Here is a 21,553-nt window from a genome sequence, read left to right as displayed (position 1 = left end):
ACCCGTCGCCCCGGGCGGCGCCTTGTAGATTCCGCACAAGGCCCCTCGACCAGGTTGGTACGGGTCGCGACGTCAGATCCGCCGCCCGGGTTGGCAGAGTGGAGGCGTGCTCGCCGTCGTCTGCCCTGGACAGGGCTCTCAGACCCCCGGGATGCTCAGCGACTGGCTCGAGCTGCCCGGAACCGACCAACGCCTCGCGGCGGCGTCCGAGGCCGCGGGCCTGGACCTCGTGGCACACGGCACGACGTCGGACGCGGACACGATCCGCGACACCGCCGTGGCCCAGCCGCTGATCGTCGCGACCTCCCTGCTCGCGCTGCGCGCCGTCCTGGACGGGCGCGAGGCGCCGGAGGTCGTTGACGTCACCGCCGGCCACTCCGTCGGCGAGCTGTCGGCCGCCGCCGTCGCGGGCACGCTGTCCGACGACGGCGCCGCCGGCCTGGTCGCACGCCGCGCCCGGGCGATGGCCACCGCCGCGGCCGCAGCACCGTCGGGCATGAGCGCCGTGGTGGGCGGTGACCCGGACGAGGTGCTGGCCGCCATCGAGGCCGCCGGGCTGTGGCCCGCGAACGTGAACGGTGCCGGCCAGACCGTCGCCGCCGGGGCGCTGGAGAACCTCGCCAAGCTCGCGGAGAACCCGCCCACCCGGGCCCGCGTGATCCCGCTGCAGGTGGCAGGCGCCTTCCACACGCCGTTCATGGACGCGGCCCGGGCCGAGTTCGAGCCCGTGGCCCTCGCCTGGGACGCCGCCGACCCGACGCTGCCGTTCCTGGCGGACCTCGACGGGACGGCCTACACGGGCGGCGCGCACGGGCACGGCACCGGCGCCGACGTGCTGCGCAACCTCGCGGGCCAGGTCACGGCCCCGGTGCGCTGGGACCTGATCATGACGAGCCTCGCCGAGCGCGGCGTCACCGGCCTGCTGGAGCTCGCCCCGGGCGGCGTCCTGACCGGTCTGGCCAAGCGCGGTCTCAAGGGTGTCGAGACGGTGGCCGTGAAGTCGCCCGCCGACCTCGACGCGGCCCGCGAGCTGATCGCGGCCCACAGCACGAGCACATCCGGAGCAGACCAGTGACCATCCTGCAGCAGGCCCAGCCCACCCAGTTCTCGCGGATCCTGGCGATCGGCGCGGAGCGCGGTGAGCTCGTCGTCACGAACGACGACATCGCGGGCCCGATCGACTCCTCCGACGAGTGGATCCGCCAGCGCACCGGCATCATCACGCGGCGCCGGGCCGGCGCCGACCGGGACATGCTCGACCTGGCCGAGGCCGCGTCGCGCAAGGCGCTGGACGCCGCCGGCCTGACCGGCGCGGACATCGACGCGATCATCGTCTCGACGATCACCCACATGCACATGACGCCGTCGGCCGCCGCGATCCTGGCCGACCGCATCGGCGCGACGCCCGCTGCCGCCTACGACGTCTCGGCCGCCTGCGCGGGCTACGCGTACGGCATCGGGCAGGCGGACGCCCTGGTGCGCGCGGGTCTGGCCCGCAACGTGCTGGTGATCGGCGCCGAGAAGCTCAGCGAGATCATCGACCCGACCGACCGCTCCATCTCGTTCCTGCTGGGCGACGGCGCGGGCGCCGCGATCGTCGGCCCCTCGGACACGCCGGGCATCGGCCCGACGGTGTGGGGCTCGGACGGTTCCAAGGCGACCGCCATCCGGCAGACGCACTCCTGGACCGAGCTGCGCGAGGACCCCTCGCTCGGCTGGCCCACGCTGCGCCAGGACGGCCAGACGGTCTTCAAGTGGGCGAGCTTCCAGATGGCCCCCGTCGCCGAGAAGGCGATGGCCGAGGCCGGCGTCACCGCGCAGGACATCCAGGTCTTCATCCCGCACCAGGCCAACATGCGCATCATCGACCAGATGAAGAAGCAGCTCGGTCTGCCGGATACGGTGGTGGTCGCGCGGGACATCGCCGAGACCGGCAACACGTCCGCCGCGTCGATCCCCCTGGCCGCCGAGCGGCTCCTGGCCGAGGGGCAGGCGAGGTCCGGCGACCTCGCCCTCCAGATCGGGTTCGGCGCGGGCCTCGTCTACGCCGCGCAGGTCGTGGTGCTGCCGTAACCGGTGCCGGCAGGGCCGCAGGACGGCCTGTTGTGCATTCCGGTCACAGGATGCGCCAAGATCTGACCAGCAAGACTCCGGTGCCCGACGGCGCCGGTGACCGTTACGAAAGATAAGGAAGTCCCATGGCCAACACGGACCAGGAGATCCTCACGGGCCTCGCCGAGATCGTCGCCGAGGAGACGGGCCTCGACACGGCCGACGTCCTGCTCGAGAAGTCCTTCACCGACGACCTCGACATCGACTCCCTGTCGATGATGACGATCGTCACGCACGCCGAGGACAAGTTCGGGGTTCGCATCCCGGACGAGGAGGTCAAGAACCTCGCCACCGTCGGCGACGCCGTGAGCTTCATCAAGAGCGCCCAGGCCTGATCCGCCCCCGGCGGCGGCCGCGGGCCGGTCCCGCGCCGCCGCCGGGCACTCCAGTCATTCGTTCCACCACCCCCGGGAGCATCATCATGACCTCCGCACGCGACGTCGTCGTCACCGGCCTCGGCGCCACCACCCCGCTCGGCGGAGACGTGGCATCCACGTGGGAGGCCGCCCTCGCCGGTGTCTCGGGGGCGCGCACCCTCGAGAACGACTGGGCCGAGAAGTACGGGATCCCCGTGAACTTCGCCGCCACCATCAAGGTGGACCCGGCGGAGGTCCTGTCCCGCCCCGAGACCAAGCGCATGGACCCGTCCGCGCAGTACGCGATCGTCGCGACCCGCGAGGCCTGGGCCGACGCGGGCAGCCCCGAGGTCCCGGGCGAGCGGCTCGGCGCCGTGGTCTCCTCCGGCATCGGCGGCATCCAGACCATCCTGGACGGCTGGGACACGCTGCGTGAGCGCGGCGCCCGGCGCATGCTGCCGATGACGGTCCCCATGCTCATGCCGAACTCGCCGTCCGCCTACGTGTCGCTGGAGCTCGGTGCGCGCGCCGGCACCCACGCGCTGGTCTCCGCCTGCGCGTCGGGCGCCGAGGCCGTGGGCTACGCCGTCGAGATGATCCGGTCCGGCCGCGCCGACGTCGTGGTCGCGGGCGGCACCGAGGCGTCGATCCACCCGATGCCGCTCGCCGCGTTCGCGGCGTCGCGCACGCTGTCGCTGCGCAACGACGACCCGCAGCACGCCTCGCGGCCGTACGACGTCGACCGCGACGGCTTCGTGCTGGGCGAGGGCGCGGCGGTCCTGGTGCTGGAGAGCGCCGAGCACGCCGCCGCCCGCGGCGCCCGGGTCTACGCGAAGATCGGCGGCGTCGGCCTGTCGTCCGACGCGTACCACATCACCTCCCCCGACCCCGAGGGCACCGGCCAGGTCGCGGCCATGCGCTTCGCGATCCAGGACGCCGGGGTCACCGCGGCCGACGTGGTGCACGTCAACGCGCACGCCACCTCCACCAAGGTGGGCGACCTCACGGAGACCGCCTCGATCCGCAAGCTCTTCGGGTCGGACGCCGACCACGTGCAGCTCTCGGCCACCAAGTCGATGACCGGCCACCTGCTGGGCGGTGCCGGGGCCATCGAGTCGGTGTTCGCGGTCAAGGCCGTGGCCGAGCGGCTCGCCCCGCCCACCATCAACGTGGAGAACCCGGACCCCGAGCTCCAGGTACCCCTGGTGCGCGACGAGCCGTCGAAGCTGCCGGGCGGCGACGTCGCCGCGATCAACAACTCGTTCGGCTTCGGCGGGCACAACGTGGCGCTGCTGGTCCAGAACGCCTGAGCCACAGGCCTCGTCGGACGCTCAGGTCACCCGCGTGGCCTGAGCGTCTGGCATGTCCGGGGTGTGCCGACGGCGCCCCCGGGTCGTGACATGGGAGAATGTACGCATGGCAATGCGTGAGATCCGAGTGGTTCCCGACCCCGTGCTGCGCACCCCGTGCGACACCGTGGCGACGATCGACGACCGCGTGCGCGGTCTCGTCGCCGACCTGGTCGAGACGGTCGACGACGAAGGTCGCGCCGGGCTGGCCGCCAACCAGATCGGGGTCTCGCTGCGGGCCTTCTCGTGGAACATCGACGGCGAGATCGGGTACGTGATCAACCCGCGCATCGTCGAGCTGGGCGAGGAGCTGCAGGACGGCGGCGAGGGCTGCCTGTCCGTGCCCGGGCTCTGGTACCCGACGGTGCGCGCCAACTACGCGCGGGTCGAGGGCATCGACCTGGACGGCAAGCCCGTCACCGTGGAGGGCACCGGCATCATGGCCCGCTGCCTGCAGCACGAGTGCGACCACCTCGACGGCATGGTCTACCTGGACCGCCTCCAGAAGGAGACGCGCCGGGCCGCGATGCGGGAGCTGCGCGCACGCCTCTGAGGGAGCAGCGCTCCCTTTCGTACATATCGCCCATGTGGGATGAATCATCAGGAGATTCGTTCCAGCACTAGTGGCGGTACGTCCCTTTAGGCAAGAATGTGCCGCACGAACTCGTCGTACGAAGTGATTCTTTCGGCGACATGCGCACCGGTTCGCCTCGCATGTCGCCGCAGGATCGGGCAGGATGTGGTCCGGAGCACCGCTGTGCAGCCGGCCACAGCGTCACCGCCCTGGTGAGGACGTAGGGGAAGACGTACCTCGACCCAGGGAGGAAGACATGGCCGGTGTCATCACGCGGGGTGTACTTTTCGTGCATTCCGCGCCACGTGCCCTGTGTCCCCACATCGAGTGGGCCGCGGGGAACGTTCTTGGCGTGCGCGTTTCCATGGACTGGACCGCGCAGCCCGCTGGGCGCGGTCTGTACCGCGCCGAGTACTCGTGGCAGGGATCGCAGGGAACGGGCGCCAAGCTGGCGTCCGCCCTGCGCGGCTGGTCGCACCTGCGGTACGAGGTCACCGAGGACGCGAGCAACGGGGCCGACGGCGCCCGCTGGTCGCACACCCCGGACCTTGGCATCTTCCACGCCATGACGGATGTCCACGGCAACGTGGTGGTGCCGGAGGACCGGGTCCGTGCCGCCCTGGAGCTCGCCGACCCGCGCGCCATGCGCGAGGCCCTCGACCTGGCGCTGGGCGCCGCGTGGGACGACGAGCTGGAGCCGTTCCGCTACGCGGGCCTGGGCGCCCCGGTCCGCTGGCTCCACCAGGTGGGCTGACCCACCCCGTCCTCTGGCCGTCGGCCGCGCCCGGAGCTCACCCCGGCTCCGGGCGCGGCCGCGCACCCGGCCCGGCGCGCCGGAGCGCGGCGACGTCGAGGAAGACGCAGTCGGCGGCCAGCATGAAGAGCGAGAAGAACGGCAGCCCCATGACGACGCCGATGCCCGCGTGCAGCAGCAACGCGCCGGTGACGGCGGCCATCCGCAGGCGCGGGTGGAGCAGCAGGAGCGGGAAGGCGAGCTGCAGCGCGACGGTTCCCCACGTCACCGCTGCGACGAGCCAGCCGCTGCCCGCGATCAGGTCGGCCAGCGGCGGCCAGGGCCGGAACTGCGGCAGCATGAGCGGGTAGTACACGGCCGAGCCGTCACGCCACTGCTCCCCCTCCAGCTTGAACAGCCCCGACAGCACGTACACCAGGCAGGCCTGCGCGCCCACCGCGACGACGGCGGCGTTGTGCAGGAGGGTGCGCACCGGGGCACCGCCCGCCGGCGGTCTCGCCGCCCTCCGCCGGCGCCGGGCGTCGAGCGACCACCGCGCCGAGGTGTCCGCGAAGCAGAGGTACACCAGCAGGATCCGGGCGAGGTTCAGCCCTTGGTCCGCGACGAGCGGGTTCACGGCGGTCAGGCCGGACCAGCCGATCAGGAGCAGCGGCACGGTCCAGCGGGCGCGCCAGCCCAGGGCCACCAGCGCGGACACCAGGATCACGGCCACGCAGACCGCCGTGAGCACGGGGCCGGTGGCGAGCACCTGCCCGCCGAGCGGCGTCGTCCAGCGGGCCCCGGCGCCCCACAGGGCGTGGCGCGCCGGGACGTTCACCGCGACGTAGGCACCGACGGCGAGGCCCAGCACGATGCGGGTCAGCGCGATGCCGTGGGTGGCACGGGCTGACCGGGTGCTCCAGCGGACGACGGCGTCCAGGAGCCGGGTCACCGCCCCGCCCCGTGACCCAGCTCCTGGAGCCCCGCCCACACGGCGCCGAACGCGGCGTCGTCCTGCCCGGGCAGCCGCAGGAGCGGGCGGGCACCGAAGGTGAGCGTCGTGGGGCGGGGCCGCTCGGCAGAGCCGTACGGCGGGACCGGGCGGCGCACGACCTCCGCCTGGACGGACACCGGCCGGCGGTGCGTCCGGTCAGAGCCCGACGCCCGTACCACCTGCGTCGCGTAGGCGGCCAGGGCCCGGTCCGCCGCGAGGTACCGGTCGACGACGCCGGCTGCCGCGCCGGTGCCGAGCAGCGCCGCGCGCAGCTCCGCCCAGGCGACCGGGTGGCCGGAAACGTCCGGCGCGGCCGCCGTCGACCGGAGAACGACGTCACGGCCTGCCTCGGGCAGTGCGAGGTACGCCTCGCGCGCCTCGGCTGCGACACGGCGGGCGGGCCGCTCGGTCGCGGCCGGGAGCGCGTGACCGGTCAGCGCGCGGAGCTCGACCGCCGTCGCGTCGATCCAGGGGCCCGGCACCGGGGCACCGCCACCGCCCCGGTACACACCCCGCACCCGCAGCGTGTAGTCCACGTGCAGCGGTTCAGGTGCGAAGAGCGACCACCCCTGGTCGAAGACCGGCGTCATCCAGGTCTCCAGCGCACCGTACCCAGCCGTACCGGACGGCTCCGCGGAGAGCGGACCCTCCTGGGGCCGTCCGGTCACCCAGCCGGGCGCCGTCCACAGCAGCGTGGCGGCGAGATGGGCGATCAGCAGCGCCCAGACGGCGAGCACGAGGCCCCGCAGCCGTCGCGAGACTGCGGGAGCCGTGTCGCCGGTCCCGTCTCGCGCGTCGCTCACCGCGCACAGGGTGCCAGAGGTCGGGCCGCCTGATCCAGCCGCGCGGTCAGCCCGTCGTCCGGCCCCGGCGCACCGCCTCGAGGATGACGCGCACCCCGAGCCCGAGGATCACGAGGTCGAGCAGCACCTGGCCGGACACGAGCAGGCGGACCCCCTCCGCCCGCGGCACGACGTCGCCGAACCCGACCGTGGCGAACGTGACGACGGTGAAGTAGAGCGCGTCGGACCGGCTGAGGGTCTCGCTGAAGGCCCCGGGCACCTGGATGCCGAGCATGTAGTAGGTGGAGGCGAACAGGAGCAGGAAGAACGGGACCAGCCAGGCCAGGGCCTGGATCGCGCGAACGGCGGGCGCCCGTGACCGGACGATCGCCCGCACCTCCCGGTACACCGCCACGGCGAACACGACCAGGCCGACGCCGAGCCCGACGGCCGACCCGAGGACCGAGTCCCGGTCGAGGGGCAGCACGTAGTAGAGCACCACCAGGACCGCCGACGTGGCGGCGGCCCGCAGGAGGCCGAGCGCGACCCCGGCCGGACGCGGCCCGGTACCGCCGTCGTGCCGCGGCGCAGCTACCGTCATGCGGACCACCTCCCCGAGCGGACCTCTCCACTCTGGCCCGGGCGGCACCCGGCGGCCACCCCACGCACGGCCGGCCACCGTGATCCTCGTCGGGACCACGGTGGCCGGCCGCGCGATCAACCCTTGACGCAGAGCACCGTCCGCAGCCGGGCCACGACCTCGACGAGGTCGGACTGCGCGGCGATCACCGCGTCGAGGTCCTTGTACGCGCCCGGGATCTCGTCGAGCACGCCGGAGTCCTTGCGGCACTCGACGCCCGCGGTCTGCGCCGCGAGGTCCTCGACCGTGAACTCCTTCTTGGCCCGGGTGCGCGACATCCGCCGGCCCGCGCCGTGCGACGCCGACCAGTACGACTCCGGGTTGCCCAGGCCGCGCACCACGTACGAGCCGGTGCCCATCGAGCCCGGGATCAGGCCCAGGTCGCCCCGGCCGGCCCGGATCGCGCCCTTGCGGGTGACGATCAGCTCCGCGCCGTCGACCTGCTCGCGCGCCACGTAGTTGTGGTGCACGTTCACGCCCTCGTCGAAGGTGATGTCCCGGCCGGTGAACTCGTCCCGGACCGCCTGGACGGCGAGCGCCATCATGACCGCGCGCGAGCGCGCCGCGTACTCCTGGGCCCACCACAGGTCGTTGAGGTAGGCGTCCATCTGGGGCGTGCCGGCGAGGAACACGGCCAGGTCCCGGTCGACGAGACCCTTGTTGTGCTCCAGGTCCTTGGCGACGCGGACGTGGTGCTCGGCGAGCTCCTTGCCGATGTTCCGGGAGCCGGAGTGGAGCTGGAGCCAGACCTGGTCGTCCTGGTCCAGGCAGACCTCGACGAAGTGGTTGCCGCCGCCGAGCGAGCCGAGCTGCTTGCGCGCCCGGGTCTCGAGCTGCTGCACCTTCGGGTGGAGCGTCTCGAACCGGTCCCAGAACCCCTGCTCGCCGCGCAGCCGCTCCTGGCCGCCGGAGCCCTTGACGGGCCGCAGCCGGCGCAGGTCCACCTGCTCGTCGTGCGCGTGGAACCCCACCGGGATCGCGGCCTCGATCCGCGTCCGCAGACGGGAGAGGTCGTCCGGCAGGTCGCTCGCGGTGAGCGAGGTGCGCACGCCGATCATGCCGCAGCCGATGTCGACGCCGACGGCGTTGGGCGACACGGCGTCACGCATGGCGATGACCGAGCCGACGGTCGCGCCCTTGCCGAGGTGGACGTCGGGCATCACGCGGACGCCCTCGACCCACGGCAGGGCGGAGATGTTGCGCAGCTGGTTCAGGGCCGCGTGGTCGACGTCGTGCTCGTGCGCCCACATGAGGGTCCGGGCCCGGGCACCCGAGAGGGCGACCGGGAAGTTCGAGGACATGGGAGTGCTCCTGTTCTCCGTGCGGATGGTGTGGTGCGCCTCCGGTGGAGGGCTCGCAGAACCTACGGGCCGACGGCGAACGCGCGCCAGGGCATTTCGGCGTCGTGCGGCGGGCGGGGCCAGGTGTGCCGCAGCGGGATCGGCGGGCCCAGGCAGTAAGATCCTCCCGCGGCGTGCTGCCGTGGGCCCCGTTAGCTCAGCTGGTCAGAGCAGGAGACTCATAATCTCTCGGTCGCGGGTTCAAGTCCTGCACGGGGCACCAGAGGCCCGGAATCTCAACGATTCCGGGCCTCCGTGCTTTCGTTATGAGGTTCCGACCCAGCGGAAACAGTTGCCCGCCGAGACGCCCCAGCGTCTCCCGGTCGCGGGTTCACTCCCACACGGAGCACCGGAAGTGGCCCGCTCCAGGAGCCGATATGTGTTCCAGGAGCCGATAGGTGTTCCAGGAGCCGATAGGTGACGAGGCCTTCGTCCGAAGTCATGCTTCGTACGGAACGCCGGCACCCGCTCGTCCGTGCCCTGCCCGGCCGGCATCACATCCTCCTCCCGGCCCTCCCTCTATGGACCATGTACCTCACCGTAGGAAGGCAAGCTCATGCGCACCACCGTCGCCGCCACATTGAGCGCTCTAGCTCTGACCTTCGGCCTTGCGGCGTGCTCCCTGCCGACGGAGCCAGTCGCGGACGGGTCCCCGGGCACCACCGAGGCAACGACGTCCGCCCCTCCGTCACAGCCGGAGTCGACCGAGAAGAAGAAGTCCACTGAGGAGACCAACTCCGAGCCGAAGCTCACCGAGTCCCAGCAGCAGGCCATTGCGACAGCAGAGGACTACCTCGACTACCAAGCCTTCTCGCGACAAGGGCTGATCGATCAGCTCTCCAGCGAGTACGGCGACGCCTTCCCCGTGAAGGACGCCGAGTTCGCCGTCGACTCGCTCGACGTCGACTGGAACGAGCAGGCAGCAAGGGCTGCCCAGGAATATCTGGACTACGACTCCTTCAGTCGGCAGGGCCTCATCGATCAACTCTCGTCCAAGTACGGCGACCAGTTCACCGTGGAACAGGCGACCTACGGCGTCGACCAGACCGGCCTGTAGGTTGCACCGCTGGAGGCACGATCCTTGGGAGCAACATCGCCGGCTGGGTCGAGTTGGCGGTCTCTGCGATGAGTCCCTGGGCGGCATCGATGAGCGAGCCGCTCGTTCGGGGTTGTCCAGCACCCTCGACTGTCCAGGGGCTAGGGGGCTGGTTTCTGCTGAGGCGGAGGTGACTGGTTCAGGATGCAGATCGAACGCGTGTGCGATAGGTTGGTCGCATGAAGCAATCGGGCGGGATGCCGGGACTGGCGGGCGGGGAGCCTGGCGGGTCGGTGCTGCCCGGGAGCGGGGTGGTTGATGTCGCAGCGGTGCGTGAGGTGCTGGCGGGGATGATTCTGCCGGGTGCTACTGGCATCGGGGCCGCCAGTGCTGGTGGTGCTGTGGTGTCGGTTGGGGTGCAGGCGGGGTGGGTGGATGTGTTGGGTGAGTTGGAGGCGGTGAAGGCTGCGGTGACCGCGACGCAGGCCCGCCTGGTGGTCGCCCTGGACGAGGCCACCAGGGCTGAGGAGGCCGCGCAGGGTGTTCGGGTGGAGCGGCGTGGTCGTGGTGTGTCGAACCAGGTCGGTGCCGCGCTACGGGTGTCCCCGCACGCCGGTGCCGGGTTCGTGTCCACCTCCCGGGTGTGGGTGACGCAGATGCCCCACACGTTCGCGGCGTTGCAGACGGGGATCCTCTCGCAGTGGCGGGCCACGTTGTTGGTCCGGGAGACGTCGCACCTGTCGGTGGAGCATCGTGCTCTGATCGACGAGCAGGTCTGCGGCCCCGCGCACCTGGGTGCTTTGGTACGGATGGGGACGCGGCGGTTGGTGGCCCGGATCAAGGAGCTCGCCGCGAGCCTGGATGTGCACGCGTGCGTGAACCGCAACGCGAGGGCCGTCTCGGAGCGGCGGGTCTCGATCCGTCCTGCCCCGGACCTGATGGTGTACCTGACCGCCCTGGTGCCGATGGGGCAGGGAGTACAGGCCTACGCCCAGCTCAAGCACCACGCCGAGGCCACGAAGGCGGGTGGGGACGAGAGGGGGACCGGTCAGATCATGGCCGACACTCTGATCGAGCGTGTCACTGGGCGTGGCCCGGGTCGGGCCGCGGATGTGCCGGTGGCGATCAACCTCCTGGTCTCCGACGACACGCTGCTGGCTGGTGGCACCCAGCCTGGTGTGATCACCGAGGGTGTCCCGGTGGGTGGGGGTGTGGTCCCGGCGCCGGTGGCCCGGAACTTGGTCGCGCACGCGATCGACACGAACGCGGCGTGGTTGCGCAGCATCTACACCGACCCACAGGGTCGCCTGGTGGCCACGACCTCGATGTCCCGGTTCCACCCACCAGGCCTGGCTGGCTTGCTGCGGGCCCGGGGGCAGGGGATCTGTGCCACGTTGTGGTGTGATGCGCCGATCCGGCACCTGGACCACATCACCCCGCACGCCCAGGGCGGTCCTACCAGCCTGGACAACGGGCAAGGGTTGTGCGCGCGGTGCAACCATGCCAAGCAGGCACCCGGCTGGGTACAGAAGACCACCCAGCACGACGGACGCCACGCCGTGGAGACCCGGACTCCGACCGGACACACCCACCTCTCGGTGGCACCCATACCACCGACACCCCTGCGCGCCGACCACCTGAGCTCGAACGGCGCTGAGGCAGTCACGGACGTACCGGTCCCGGCTGGTGCCACGGGATCGATCGGTGTGCGGAATCCCGGCGCTCAGGAGCCGGTCCACGACCCGTCACCGACCCTCCCGACCGGCACGGCCGTCCCGACCGCAGGTACCACCCCGACCAACGCCCCCTCCACAGCGGGTGGTCGCGGCGCGCGCCCGGACTGGACCCCCGCGGTCGGCATGACCGGCCCAGCACCCGGACACACCCCACGCAGCCGCTACAGCATCGGCTGCCACACCACCCACGACCACGGCGCGATCGCCTACCGGCCGAGCCCACCACCCCGGCACCCACACCCGACGCGCCAACCACAGCACCGGCCATCCCATCGAGCGCCGGCCCGTTCCCGGCGCGCCGAGCTCGCCTGGACCCACCCCGTCTGACGAGTGCTGCCTAAAATCGACCCCGGACAGGGCGAGTCCCCGGGGAGCACAGACGCGCACTCCCCAGGGCCCGTCAGTCTGGCCCCTACAGGTCGACCACGTCACCCCCGATGGTCACCACGAGGCTCCCGTCGGACGCGAAGGACCAGTCCAGCGCCCCTGAGTACTGCGCGCACCGCGACCCGTTCGAGCCGGACCACCACTGGTTGCCACCGGCGTCGGTGCCGATGATGCGGTCGTTCGACCCGCTGTCGCAGGACGTGTTGTCGCGGAACGTCGACGAGCCGCCGTCGAAGTTGAAGTTCCGCTCCGCGCTGCCGATGCTCAGGTTGTCCGACACCGTGAGCGACCCCAGGTTCCGGTTGTATCCGAACCCGTGCTTGCCGTTGTCGTAGGCGATGTTGCGGCGCACGACGTGGTTGACGGCGATGTCCTCGCCGCCGAGCTTGTAGCCGTTGCGGTCGCCGTTGCCGGCCTGCGAGCCGTCGGACAGGGTGCCGTTCTCGTAGGAGAGCGAGTCCTCGATGGTGACGGCGCCGATGGGGCCGGTGTCGTCCTTGGTGTACAGGTCCCAGCCGTCGTCGATGTTGTTGTGGGACACGGTGTACCGGAACACGTTGCCGGTACCGACGGTGAGCTTGGGTGCGAAGCCGTCGGCGTCCTCCCCGTCGGAGTCGGCGTTGTCGTGCGACTCCGTGGAGACCACGAGGTTGTTCGAGGGCCACTCGCTGCTCGGCGCCCCGGCAGTGTACCGGGAGACCTGCAGGCCGGAGTCGTGGTTGAACCGGGTCACGACCCGCTCGATGACGTTGTTGTCGCCGCCCAGCAGGATGCCGTTGTCGCCGGCGTGCTCGACGACGAGCCCGCGCAGGTGCCACCAGTCGCCGCCGATCGCGATGCCGCGGTTGGCCGGGTCCTCGCTCTGCGCCGAGAAGTTGAGCACCGGGGTCTCGCCCGGGTAGGCGAACAGCTTGGTGCGGTTGCCGGAGGTGCCGCTGTTGCCCGGCGCGATGTCGAGCGTCTGCGACAGGTTGTAGGTACCGCCGCGCACGGAGATGGTGCCGCCGGGCTCGATCCGGTCGATCGCCGAGGCCAGCGTGGTCGGGTCGGACTCGGTCCCCGAGGCGCCGTCGGTACCGCCCGGCGCCACGAAGAGCGCGTCGGCGCTCGGCTGCTCGCCGGGCTCCTCGCCCGGGTCCTCACCGCCGGGTTCCTCCCCACCGGGCGCGGCGCCCGCGTACGTCTCGAGCTCCGCGACCCGCGGCGTGCCCGACGACGACGTGATCTCGAAGTTGACCTTGCTCAGCGAGGTGGCCGCGAAGCTGATGACACCGGCCCCGCTCCCCGTGGCCAGCACGGTGCCGTTGTCGTTGTTCACCAGCCGCCACGACCCGATGTTCCCGGCGGCCCCGGCCGCCTCGACCACGTTGACCGACGAGATCGTCGTGGCACTGCCCCACTTGACCGAGATCCGGCCCGTCGCGCTCGCCGGGGACCAGTAGGTGCCGGCGTCGCCGTCGAGCACGTTGCCGTAGCTCGTGCCGCTCGCCTTGCTGGAACCGTCGGCGCCGGCGCCGAGGCTCAGGTTGGCCCCGGTGGGCGGGTCTGTCGGGTCAGTCGGGTCAGTCGGATCCGTCGGGTCCGTGGGGTCGGTCGGGTCAGTCGGGTCAGTCGGGTCAGTCGGATCCGTCGGGTCCGTGGGGTCGGTCGGGTCCGTGGGGTCGGTCGGGTCCGTCGGCGCGCAGCTCCCGTCCGAGACCCGCAGCCCCGTGTCCGCGCCCGCTGTCTCGGCCACGACGCCCGGCACGCAGCTCGCGGCGTCCAGCGGGTACGAGTACGGGATGCTCACCGAGGTGTTCGACGTCGGGTTGGGTCCCGCGGGGTTGTTGTCCTCCCCCGGGCTCGACCACGTCACGTTGTCGAAGACGTTCCCGGCGACCTGCCAGTACCCGGCCTGGTCGGTGTAGAACGTACCGAGCACGTCCTTGGAGTCCTCGAAGTAGTTGCTGTCCACCTTCGCGCGGGCGCCGGCCCGCGAGTTGATCCCCGACTCGACCAGCCCCACGTAGTGGTTGTTGTACATGTGCGCCACACCGCCGCGCAGCAGGGGCGTGCGCGAGTTGAGGTTCTGGTACAGGTTGTGGTGGAAGGTGACGAAGCCGTTCGAGAGGTCGCTCTCGCTGGACCCGATCAGCCCGCCGCGCTCCGAGTTGCGCAGGATGCTGTACGACAGCGTCACGTACTTCGTGTCGTTCTTCATGTCGAACAGGCCGTCGTAGCCCTCCGACTCGCCGCCCGAGGCCAGCAGGGTCAGGTGGTCGGCCCACACGTTGCGGACGCCGCTCTCCATGCCGATCGCGTCGCCGCCGTTCGACGTCGGCGAGCCCGACTTCTTGACGTTCTGCACGGTCACGTTCTGGATGATGATGTTGCTGGCCTCGCGGATGTGGATGCCGATCTGGTCGAACACCGCACCGCCGCCGACGCCGACGATCGTCACGTTGCTGATCTGCTTGAGCTCGATGACGTCGTCGGCGGTGCTGCAGCTGTCCCCGGAGACCTGGCTGGTGTTGCCGTGGTTGATGGTGCCCTCGACCTCGATGACGATCGGGGTGTCGCTGCTGGCGCGGCCGCACAGCGCCGCGTGGATCGCGGTGCCGGTCGTGGCCCGGACGGTCTGACCGCCGGCGCCGCCGGTGGTGCCGCCGTTCTGGGTGGCGAACCCCGTGGCCGGACCGGTGGCGGCCGCCGCCTCCGGCAGGGCCTGGGCCATCAGCCCCGTCGTGACCGCCAGGGTCACCGCCGCTGCCGCCGAGAGCATCTGAGCTGGTCGTGGTCGTCTCATCGTCTGTGCCTCACGTTCGTCGTTGAATGCGGGACATTGCGTGGTTCGTACGCGCGGGGAACCGGTTTCCCGGATCCTAGTAACCGGTTTCTCGGATGGCAACCCTTTCGGGCATCCAGGGTGAAATCGCCTCAGGCGTCCTCGCGGGCGAGCACCGACTCCCAGTGCCACGGCTCGGGCACGCGGCCGTCGGGCTCGGCGAAGGCCGGGTGCATCCAGCCGAACGCACGGGCGTTCTCCTTGAGCCACGTGTACTGCTCGGTGTCGAACGTCTCCACGCCCCCGCCGATGTCGACGGCGAGACCGAGACCGTGGTTCGAGCAGCCGGGCGCCGCGGCGATCGGCGACGAGGGGTCGTACAGCGACGCCTGCGCCTCGTACGACCGGTAGGACGAGTTGATGGTCAGGTGCTCACCGAACGCCTCGCGGTACGCGGCGTCCAGCTCGATCAGGCCGTCCAGCACGTCGGCCCGGACCATGTGGTCAGACGCCCACGGGATCGGGGCCAGGTCCTCGGCCGGCACCCTGCCGCTGTCCGGGTGCCAGACCTGGTCCACCTCGGGGCAGGTGATCGCGTCCTGCGCCTCGGCCAGCGTGTCCGTCGCCAGGGTGACCACCGACCGGTTGGCGCTCAGGTCGTACGCGGCCTTCTCCAGCGCGGCGAGGTCCGTGCCGGCCAGGCTGCGGTCCGCGGCCTCGTCGGCGCTCGCCGTCGTGTCCAGGGCGCCCCGCAGCTGCGCGCGGACACCGGCGTCGACGCCCAGGCCCTCGCTCGCGTCGTAGTACTTCTGCGCCCGGGCCTCGGCCGTCTCCAGACCCGCCCGGGCCTGGACCACCTGGGCGCGCGCGAGCTCGACCATCGAGGCACGCACCCCGTCCGACGCCGCCGCCAGGGCGTCACGCCGGCCCGACGTCCCCCTGACGAGGCGGGTGAGGAACGGCTCGTCCAGCAGGACCTCGGTCGCCTCGATCTGCGCCGAGAGCGCGTCCCGCGGGGACTGCTCCGCCACCTTGCCGTCGGACTCCGTCAGCAACGCCTTCGCGGCGGCGTTCTGGTCGGCGAGGTCCTCCGTGGTCGACGTCGCGTACCAGGCGAGCCCGCCCCCGCCCAGGGTGACGGCCACCACGACCGTGACCGCGACCGTCGTCCGCGTGGCGCGACGGCGGCGGGCCTTCGCCTCGCGCCGCTCACGCGCCGTGCCGCCGGTCCGCTGGCCGGAGGGGTCCGCGATCGGCGCGATGTCTGTCGAGGTCACGTGGCCAGAACCTACGGCACCGCACGGCCAGGCGCCGACCTGTCAGCGGGTGAACTGTGGTGACTCGCGCGACACCGGTCGGGCTGCATGCCGGGTGCCGGCGACTACCGTGGGGCCATGGGTTTCTTCTCACCGCGGCCGACGACGGCGGTCCGGCGCGCCGCGCGCTCGCACCGCACCGACACGGTGCTGGCCCAGGCGCCCCTGGTCACCTCCTCGGGCGAGGCGTGGGCGTTCGCCACGCGCGCCGAGCTGCTGATGATCTCCGCGCCCGGGACGCCCGCGGGCCAGGGCGAGGCGGAGTCCCGCGGCGCGCCGGCCGTCGTGGTGCACCGCGAGTGGGCCGACGTCGACCGTGCCACCTACGACACGGAGTCCAACGTCATCCGGGTGCACTGGGTCGACGGCGACGAGCCGACGCCGCTGACGCTCGACGGCCGCCGCTCCGTGCTGCCCCAGGTGCTGCGCGAGCGGGTGCAGTGGTCGGTGGTGCTCGCCGAACCGGTCCGGCTGCCCGGCGGGGGCTCTGCCCGCGTCGCCGTCCGGCGCCGGGTGGACGGCGAGCTGTTCTCGCAGGTGATCGGTGGCGGCGACGTCGACCTGACGGACCCCGAAGTGGCGGGCGCGATCGACGCGGCCGAGGCGCGGGTGCGCAACGCGGCGGGCCTGCCGGCCTGAGCCGCCCGGCTCAGGCCGGCACCACCCGCAGGGTCGCACCGGTCAACGCCGGGCCGGCGACCGTGTCGACCATCCGCTTGCCGTACCTGCCGTACTTGGCACGGTAGACGTCGTCACTTGGCACGGTAGACGTCGTCCAGGGACGGGTGGACGTCGTCGGCCGGGACCTCGAAGCGGACGTCGCGCTCTACGTCACCCACCCGGACGCGTCCCGTACCCGACGCCTTGGCCCGCCGGAACCAGCCGTTCCCGGGGCCGTACGCGGAGCGCACGTACACGGCGTCGCCGAGCCGCACGGCCCAGATCGTGACGTACGGGCGCAGGGTGCCGTCCTGCCGGTAGGACGAGACGTGCAGCTCGTCGCTGACCTCGGCCTGCTCCAGCTCGTGCTCGGTCCAGCTGCTCATGGTGCTCCCTCCGGGCGCCCGGCGCCCTTGATCGCTCCCACGGTGCAACGCCACGCGGGCGCCTGCCAGTCCCTGCCGTGACGTGTACCGGCAGGACACCTCTGGTGCGCTCCCGCGGCGCTAGCGTGGGGTGGGACGCCCCCGCGACGAAGGAGATTCACGATGCACACCCGCACGCTCGGTCAGGGCCTCGAGGTCTCCGCCGTGGGGCTCGGCGCCATGGGCATGTCGCAGGGCTACGGCCCCAACCCCGGCACGCGCGAGGAGATGATCGGCGTGCTGCGCGGCGCCGTCGAACGGGGTGTCACGCTCGTGGACACCGCGGAGGTCTACGGGCCGTACGTCAACGAGGAGCTGGTGGGCGAGGCCCTGGAGCCGGTGCGCGACCAGGTGGTGATCGCCACGAAGTTCGGCTGGCGCATCGAGGGCGGCACCTCGGTGGGCCTGGACAGCCGGCCCGAGCACATCCGGGAGGTCGCGGACGCCGCCCTGCGCCGCCTGCGCACCGACGTGATCGACCTGTTCTACCAGCACCGCGTGGACCCGGACGTGCCGGTCGAGGACGTGGCCGGCACGGTCAAGGAGCTGGTCGAAGCCGGGAAGGTGCGCCACTTCGGGCTGTCGGAGGCGGGCCCGGACACCATCCGGCGCGCCCACGCCGTGCACCCGGTCACGGCCGTGCAGAGCGAGTACTCGCTGTGGACCCGCGACCCGGAGCCGGAGGTGCTGCCGACGCTCGCGGAGCTCGGCATCGGGTTCGTCCCGTTCAGCCCGCTCGGCCGGGGGTTCCTGACCGGGGCGGTGGACGCGTCGACGTCGTTCACCGCCGACGACATGCGGGCCACCATCCCGCGGTTCACGGCGTCGAACCGCACGGCCAACCAGGCGCTGGTGGACCACGTGCGTGCCCTCGCCGAGGCCCAGGGCGCGACGCCGGGCCAGGTGGCACTCGCCTGGCTGCTGGCCCAGCAGCCCTGGATCGTGCCGATCCCGGGCACGCGCCGGCTGGAGCGCGTGGAGGAGAACGTGGGCGCGACCCGGGTGGCTCTGTCGGCGGACGACGTGGCCGACCTGAACGGCTTGGCCGCGCGGGTCGGGGTACGGGGCGACCGCTACAACGAGGCGGGTCTGGGATTGGTGGGGCGGTAGCAGCCGCGAGCAGCCGGGTGTGATCGAGGACGCTGCCCGGTCGACCACAAATGCGTCAGGACAACCCGCCGGAACCTGTTAGAGTTTTCACCGGTCGCCCACCCGGTGCACGGGACGGGCGAACGCGATCCCGCGTAGCTCAGCTGGCAGAGCATCCGACTGTTAATCGGACGGTCGTTGGTTCAAGTCCAACCGCGGGAGCCACCAGGCCCGGAACCTCAACGGTTCCGGGCCTTGCTGTTTCCAGGTCACGGCGTCACCCGCACTGCGGACAGCGCCCCCAGCAGCGGCGCCAGATCCTGACCGGCGGGCAGGTCGCTGACCTGCCCGTCCCCGACCTCGATCACACGCCACGCGCCGTCCGTGCGGAGCGCGACGTCGGTTGTCACGAACGGTGCCCCGAGCGCCTGCACGCTCGCACCGACGGCGTCGTACACCTCGCCCGGCACCGGTTCCGCATCGGCCGAGACCGCGTCGGGGTGCGCCGTGGTCAGGACCGCCGCACCCTCGACCCACCAGACACGCACCTCCCGGCTGCGACCACCGGCGTCGGCCTCGAACTGCTCGAAGGCCCGCACGACGATCCCTCCGGCGAGCGCGTCCTCCTGCAGCTCGACCATCCGCGCGACCACCCGGGTGGCACCCGCCACGTCCGTGAGCTCCGGTATGTAGCACGCCTCGTACCACTCGTGCTTGCGGGACTTCACGTAGTCCTTCACCACGCCGGGTCCCCCGCCGAGTGCCTCGACCAGCGGGCGGACGTCGGCCGCCGTCGGCAGGCGACCCGGCCCCCAGGGCGACCAGACGGTCGCCGGGGTGAGGCTCGTGAACCTGTCGTACCAGCCGGGCAGCTCGTGCGCGGTCCGGTACGCGTCCGGGTTGGTGAGCAGCCGGACTCCCTTGGTCTCCAGCGCGGCGGCGAGCAACGCGTACGCCGCCGCGGGAAGCATCCAGCCGCGGTACCACGCGGGCCGTGGGGCATCGGACCTCGGGACCCGGCGCACCGCGGCCGGGACGTCCCCCGCGAGGATCGCGTCGTGGTCGATCACCGCGACATCCAGGCCCGCGCCGTCTGCGGCGTCAGCCTCGCGCCTGAAGTGCGGGTCGGGGAGGCGCGGGGTGAGCGGGTCGGACGGAACCAGGAGCAGCGGCAGGGCCATGCCCGGACCGTACCGGCCCATCGGCCGGGAAGAAATGGTTGGGGGTGCGGGCGCCAGCCGGAGAGGATGCAGGCATGCCGAGCGCCGTGCAGCTGATCCGCGCCCTTGACCTCTCCGACGTCGCCGAGTACGCGTACGCCGCGACCGCGCCGAAGGACGCCCGCCTCGTCTTCCTGGCAGGAGCGTGCCCGCTGGACGAGGACGGGGCGAGTGCGCGACGCGTTCGGGGAGCACGACGTGCCCAGCACGCTGCTGGGCGTGACGGTGCTCGGGTACGAGGGCCAGCTCGTCGAGCTCGAGGCGGTCGCGGCCGTCGTCGACTGACCGGTCCGGCTACCATCGCCGCCGCACCGTCCCCTTCGGCCCGGTGACCAGGCTCGCCTCCGGCACGTCGTCCGCCACGACCGCCCCGGCCGCGACGACGGCGTCGCGCCCGATGCTCACGCCCGGCAAGATGGTGGCACCCGCGCCGATCCACACGTTCTCGGCGATGTCGATGGGCGCGCCCGTCAGCCAGGCACGCCGCTCGTCCGGGTCCACAGGATGGCCCATCGTGATGAACGTGGCCTTCGGGCCGACCATCACTCCCCTGCCCAGCCGGATGCCCGCGTAGTCCAGGAACGTGCAGCCCTGGTTGACGAACACGCGCTCGGCCAGGTCCAGGCGCAGGCCGTGGTCGGTGAAGAAGGGCGGGTAGATGGTCACCCCGGCGGGGAGCGGGCGGCCCAGGATCTGCTCGAACAGTGCCGCCTTGCCGTCCTCGTCGTCGAACGGGAGCACGTTGAGCCGTGACGTCAGGGCCGTGACCTCCATGACCCGCTGATGCATCGCGCGGAACTCGGGTCCGAGCACCCGTTCGCCCCTGGCCAGGAGCTCCTCGTCGTGGATGCGCATGAATCGGTCGCTGGTCACGCCGCGATTGTCGCGCAGCGGTGGACGGCGTCGCACCCGCGAATCACCTCGCTGCCGCCAGCCGGGCTCGGTAACGTCCTGACCATGGCCAGCCGTATCAGCGAGCTCATCCTCAAGTGCCGTGACCCCGAGCTTCTCGCGCGGTTCTGGTGCGAGGTGCTGGACTTCGTCGAGCTCGACCGGGAGGGCGACGACATCGAGATCGGGCCGCGGGAGGGGTTCGGCGGCGCGCAGCCGACGATCATCCTGGCCCGCGACGACCAGCCGCGCACCGGGCTGCTGCGCCTCCACATCGACATCAACGCCGTGGACCGCGACCAGGACGCCGAGCTGGAGCGGCTGCTGGCCCTCGGGGCGCGCCCGGCCGACGTGGGGCAGACCGGCGAGGAGTCCTGGCACGTGCTGGCCGACCCGGAGGGCAACGAGTTCTGCCTGCTCCGCCGCCGCCTGGACCCGCTCTGACCCCGAGCACCACCGGCGAACGCAGAGTTGGTCGCACTCTGACACTTCATAGAGCGACCAGGTCTGCGTTCGACCGCCGCCCGGTGCGGGCGGCCGGCGCGCAGGCCCTCGTCCGCGTGGGCTGACGGCCGGTCAGGGCGGCGGTTCGCCCAGGTCGGCGAGCTCGTGCAGGAACCGGGCCACCACCTCCCTCTCCGCGGGCGCGAGGCGCGCGGCCACCTCGAACCGCCGCGCCTGACCACGGCCGACGACCTCCAGCGCGGCCCGGCGGGTCTCCTCGGTGACCTCGATGGCGAGGCTGCGCCGGTCCGTGTGGTGCGGAAGGCGCCGCACGTGTCCCGCGGCGGCCAGCCGGTCCAGCATCTTGGTGGTCGAGGCGGACGAGATGCCCAGGTGCGCGGCGATGGCGCCCGGTGTCGCGACCTCGCCGCGGTGGGTGAGCGCGATGACGTACCGCAGCGCGCGCATGTCGGTGGAGCTGAGCCGCATGTGACGGCGGGCGGCCTCGCCGAGCCGGCGTTCGGTCTCCCGCCAGCGCCGGAGCCCGTCCATCACCCGGACGACCTGGTCGATGTCGTGGTCGTCGAGGCCGTCACGCCGGACGATCTCCTGGTGCGGGTCGAGGAACCGGGGGTCGAGGAACCGGGGGTCGAGCATCAACGGGTCGGGCGCGTCCTGGGGACCGGGCTCAGGATTCATGACACA

The 21,553-nt window shown here is 72.1% G+C and carries 21 protein-coding genes, 2 tRNA genes and 1 pseudogene; 14 read left to right on the top strand and 10 right to left on the bottom strand.

The features are described 5' to 3' along the window. Positions 1-106: 106 nt before the first annotated feature. From ACO229_RS02485 to ACO229_RS02460, 6 genes are all read left to right on the top strand, one after another. Positions 107-1,075, top strand: coding sequence for an ACP S-malonyltransferase (locus ACO229_RS02485; RefSeq protein WP_423463625.1), 969 nt, complete (start codon positions 107-109; stop codon positions 1,073-1,075). Continuing rightward, positions 1,072-2,073: a beta-ketoacyl-ACP synthase III gene (locus tag ACO229_RS02480; protein WP_423463624.1), complete on the top strand. Its 1,002-nt coding sequence runs from the start codon at positions 1,072-1,074 to the stop codon at positions 2,071-2,073. Before ACO229_RS02485 ends, ACO229_RS02480 begins: the two co-directional genes overlap by 4 nt. Before the next feature lie 125 nt (positions 2,074-2,198). Further along, positions 2,199-2,447 carry an acyl carrier protein gene (locus ACO229_RS02475; protein ID WP_119143615.1) on the top strand — a complete coding sequence of 83 codons (249 nt, stop codon included), beginning with the start codon at positions 2,199-2,201 and terminating at the stop codon, positions 2,445-2,447. Between the two features lie 86 nt (positions 2,448-2,533). Beyond that, complete coding sequence (gene fabF, locus ACO229_RS02470) at positions 2,534-3,778, top strand: beta-ketoacyl-ACP synthase II (protein WP_423463623.1); 1,245 nt, start codon at positions 2,534-2,536, stop codon at positions 3,776-3,778. Between the two features lie 106 nt (positions 3,779-3,884). After that, the gene (gene def / locus ACO229_RS02465) at positions 3,885-4,370 is read left to right on the top strand and encodes a peptide deformylase (RefSeq protein ID WP_397410830.1); all 486 of its coding nucleotides are present in this window, start codon (positions 3,885-3,887) and stop codon (positions 4,368-4,370) included. A gap of 277 nt (positions 4,371-4,647) precedes the next feature. Then, entirely contained in the window at positions 4,648-5,145 is a 498-nt protein-coding gene (locus ACO229_RS02460; RefSeq protein WP_423463622.1) for a DUF3145 domain-containing protein, read from the top strand. Between the two features lie 37 nt (positions 5,146-5,182). On the opposite strand, the gene ACO229_RS02455 is transcribed toward ACO229_RS02460, so the two are convergent. From ACO229_RS02455 to ACO229_RS02440, 4 genes are all read right to left on the bottom strand, one after another. Next, positions 5,183-6,076, bottom strand: coding sequence for an HTTM domain-containing protein (locus tag ACO229_RS02455; RefSeq protein WP_423463621.1), 894 nt, complete (start codon positions 6,074-6,076; stop codon positions 5,183-5,185). After that, the gene (locus tag ACO229_RS02450) at positions 6,073-6,921 is read right to left on the bottom strand and encodes a DUF5819 family protein (protein ID WP_423463620.1); all 849 of its coding nucleotides are present in this window, start codon (positions 6,919-6,921) and stop codon (positions 6,073-6,075) included. Before ACO229_RS02450 ends, ACO229_RS02455 begins: the two co-directional genes overlap by 4 nt. Before the next feature lie 46 nt (positions 6,922-6,967). Further along, positions 6,968-7,501, bottom strand: coding sequence for a potassium channel family protein (locus ACO229_RS02445; RefSeq protein ID WP_423463619.1), 534 nt, complete (start codon positions 7,499-7,501; stop codon positions 6,968-6,970). A 116-nt stretch (positions 7,502-7,617) separates the two neighbouring features. Continuing rightward, on the bottom strand, positions 7,618-8,841 hold the full coding sequence (locus ACO229_RS02440) for an RtcB family protein (protein WP_423463618.1): 1,224 nt from the start codon (positions 8,839-8,841) through the stop codon (positions 7,618-7,620). 185 nt (positions 8,842-9,026) lie between these two features. Between ACO229_RS02440 and ACO229_RS02435 the strand changes: the two genes are divergently transcribed. From ACO229_RS02435 to ACO229_RS02425, 3 genes are all read left to right on the top strand, one after another. Beyond that, positions 9,027-9,103 (top strand) — tRNA-Ile (locus tag ACO229_RS02435). Positions 9,104-9,436: 333 nt separating this feature from the next. Next, positions 9,437-9,937, top strand: a complete 501-nt coding sequence (locus tag ACO229_RS02430) for an Ltp family lipoprotein (protein WP_423463617.1) — start codon at positions 9,437-9,439, stop codon at positions 9,935-9,937. A 329-nt stretch (positions 9,938-10,266) separates the two neighbouring features. Then, entirely contained in the window at positions 10,267-11,979 is a 1,713-nt protein-coding gene (locus ACO229_RS02425; protein ID WP_423465254.1) for a DUF222 domain-containing protein, read from the top strand. A gap of 85 nt (positions 11,980-12,064) precedes the next feature. Here ACO229_RS02425 and ACO229_RS02420 read toward each other — a convergent pair whose 3' ends face one another. Beyond that, on the bottom strand, positions 12,065-14,824 hold the full coding sequence (locus tag ACO229_RS02420) for a pectate lyase family protein (protein WP_423463616.1): 2,760 nt from the start codon (positions 14,822-14,824) through the stop codon (positions 12,065-12,067). A 131-nt stretch (positions 14,825-14,955) separates the two neighbouring features. Then, a complete protein-coding gene (locus tag ACO229_RS02415; protein ID WP_423463615.1) occupies positions 14,956-16,080 on the bottom strand; it encodes a M15 family metallopeptidase in 1,125 nt (374 codons plus the stop codon). Between the two features lie 117 nt (positions 16,081-16,197). Between ACO229_RS02415 and ACO229_RS02410 the strand changes: the two genes are divergently transcribed. After that, positions 16,198-16,758: a hypothetical protein gene (locus ACO229_RS02410; RefSeq protein ID WP_397431834.1), complete on the top strand. Its 561-nt coding sequence runs from the start codon at positions 16,198-16,200 to the stop codon at positions 16,756-16,758. 113 nt (positions 16,759-16,871) lie between these two features. On the opposite strand, the gene ACO229_RS02405 is transcribed toward ACO229_RS02410, so the two are convergent. Beyond that, the gene (locus ACO229_RS02405; protein ID WP_423463614.1) at positions 16,872-17,165 is read right to left on the bottom strand and encodes a DUF2255 family protein; all 294 of its coding nucleotides are present in this window, start codon (positions 17,163-17,165) and stop codon (positions 16,872-16,874) included. A gap of 162 nt (positions 17,166-17,327) precedes the next feature. Here ACO229_RS02405 and ACO229_RS02400 point away from each other — a divergent pair, with 162 nt between their 5' ends. Continuing rightward, a complete protein-coding gene (locus tag ACO229_RS02400) occupies positions 17,328-18,314 on the top strand; it encodes an aldo/keto reductase (RefSeq protein WP_423463613.1) in 987 nt (328 codons plus the stop codon). Positions 18,315-18,442: 128 nt separating this feature from the next. Further along, positions 18,443-18,518 (top strand) — tRNA-Asn (locus ACO229_RS02395). Between the two features lie 44 nt (positions 18,519-18,562). Here the strand turns inward: ACO229_RS02395 and ACO229_RS02390 are convergent. Further along, the gene (locus ACO229_RS02390; protein ID WP_423463612.1) at positions 18,563-19,474 is read right to left on the bottom strand and encodes an ATP-grasp domain-containing protein; all 912 of its coding nucleotides are present in this window, start codon (positions 19,472-19,474) and stop codon (positions 18,563-18,565) included. Positions 19,475-19,548: 74 nt separating this feature from the next. On the opposite strand from ACO229_RS02390, the pseudogene ACO229_RS02385 reads away from it, so the two are divergent. Continuing rightward, positions 19,549-19,798, top strand: a pseudogene (locus tag ACO229_RS02385) (hypothetical protein). Between the two features lie 9 nt (positions 19,799-19,807). Here the strand turns inward: ACO229_RS02385 and ACO229_RS02380 are convergent. Beyond that, positions 19,808-20,386 carry a DapH/DapD/GlmU-related protein gene (locus tag ACO229_RS02380; RefSeq protein WP_423463611.1) on the bottom strand — a complete coding sequence of 193 codons (579 nt, stop codon included), beginning with the start codon at positions 20,384-20,386 and terminating at the stop codon, positions 19,808-19,810. 84 nt (positions 20,387-20,470) lie between these two features. Here ACO229_RS02380 and ACO229_RS02375 point away from each other — a divergent pair, with 84 nt between their 5' ends. Beyond that, a complete protein-coding gene (locus tag ACO229_RS02375; protein ID WP_423463610.1) occupies positions 20,471-20,848 on the top strand; it encodes a VOC family protein in 378 nt (125 codons plus the stop codon). Between the two features lie 132 nt (positions 20,849-20,980). Here the strand turns inward: ACO229_RS02375 and ACO229_RS02370 are convergent, their stop codons facing one another. Then, on the bottom strand, positions 20,981-21,547 hold the full coding sequence (locus ACO229_RS02370) for a MarR family winged helix-turn-helix transcriptional regulator (RefSeq protein WP_423463609.1): 567 nt from the start codon (positions 21,545-21,547) through the stop codon (positions 20,981-20,983). Positions 21,548-21,553 lie beyond the last annotated feature (6 nt).

This window comes from Promicromonospora sp. MS192 (assembly GCF_049532985.1).
Taxonomy (GTDB): domain Bacteria; phylum Actinomycetota; class Actinomycetes; order Actinomycetales; family Cellulomonadaceae; genus Promicromonospora.
Note: the sequence above shows the minus strand (reverse complement) of the source record. Positions and strands in the feature narration are given on the sequence as shown.

Excerpts from the sequence above, each read along its gene's own strand:
- ACO229_RS02475 (WP_119143615.1), top strand. The coding sequence starts at position 2,199 with ATGGCCAACACGGACCAGGAGATCCTCACGGGCCTCGCCGAGATCGTC.
- ACO229_RS02400 (WP_423463613.1), top strand. The coding sequence starts at position 17,328 with ATGCACACCCGCACGCTCGGTCAGGGCCTCGAGGTCTCCGCCGTGGGG.
- fabF (WP_423463623.1), top strand. The coding sequence starts at position 2,534 with ATGACCTCCGCACGCGACGTCGTCGTCACCGGCCTCGGCGCCACCACC.
- def (WP_397410830.1), top strand. The coding sequence starts at position 3,885 with ATGGCAATGCGTGAGATCCGAGTGGTTCCCGACCCCGTGCTGCGCACC.
- ACO229_RS02410 (WP_397431834.1), top strand. The coding sequence starts at position 16,198 with ATGGGTTTCTTCTCACCGCGGCCGACGACGGCGGTCCGGCGCGCCGCG.
- ACO229_RS02440 (WP_423463618.1), bottom strand. The coding sequence starts at position 8,841 with ATGTCCTCGAACTTCCCGGTCGCCCTCTCGGGTGCCCGGGCCCGGACC.
- ACO229_RS02370 (WP_423463609.1), bottom strand. The coding sequence starts at position 21,547 with ATGAATCCTGAGCCCGGTCCCCAGGACGCGCCCGACCCGTTGATGCTC.
- ACO229_RS02425 (WP_423465254.1), top strand. The coding sequence starts at position 10,267 with ATGATTCTGCCGGGTGCTACTGGCATCGGGGCCGCCAGTGCTGGTGGT.
- ACO229_RS02390 (WP_423463612.1), bottom strand. The coding sequence starts at position 19,474 with ATGGCCCTGCCGCTGCTCCTGGTTCCGTCCGACCCGCTCACCCCGCGC.
- ACO229_RS02375 (WP_423463610.1), top strand. The coding sequence starts at position 20,471 with ATGGCCAGCCGTATCAGCGAGCTCATCCTCAAGTGCCGTGACCCCGAG.
- ACO229_RS02420 (WP_423463616.1), bottom strand. The coding sequence starts at position 14,824 with ATGAGACGACCACGACCAGCTCAGATGCTCTCGGCGGCAGCGGCGGTG.
- ACO229_RS02405 (WP_423463614.1), bottom strand. The coding sequence starts at position 17,165 with ATGAGCAGCTGGACCGAGCACGAGCTGGAGCAGGCCGAGGTCAGCGAC.
- ACO229_RS02430 (WP_423463617.1), top strand. The coding sequence starts at position 9,437 with ATGCGCACCACCGTCGCCGCCACATTGAGCGCTCTAGCTCTGACCTTC.
- ACO229_RS02445 (WP_423463619.1), bottom strand. The coding sequence starts at position 7,501 with ATGACGGTAGCTGCGCCGCGGCACGACGGCGGTACCGGGCCGCGTCCG.
- ACO229_RS02460 (WP_423463622.1), top strand. The coding sequence starts at position 4,648 with ATGGCCGGTGTCATCACGCGGGGTGTACTTTTCGTGCATTCCGCGCCA.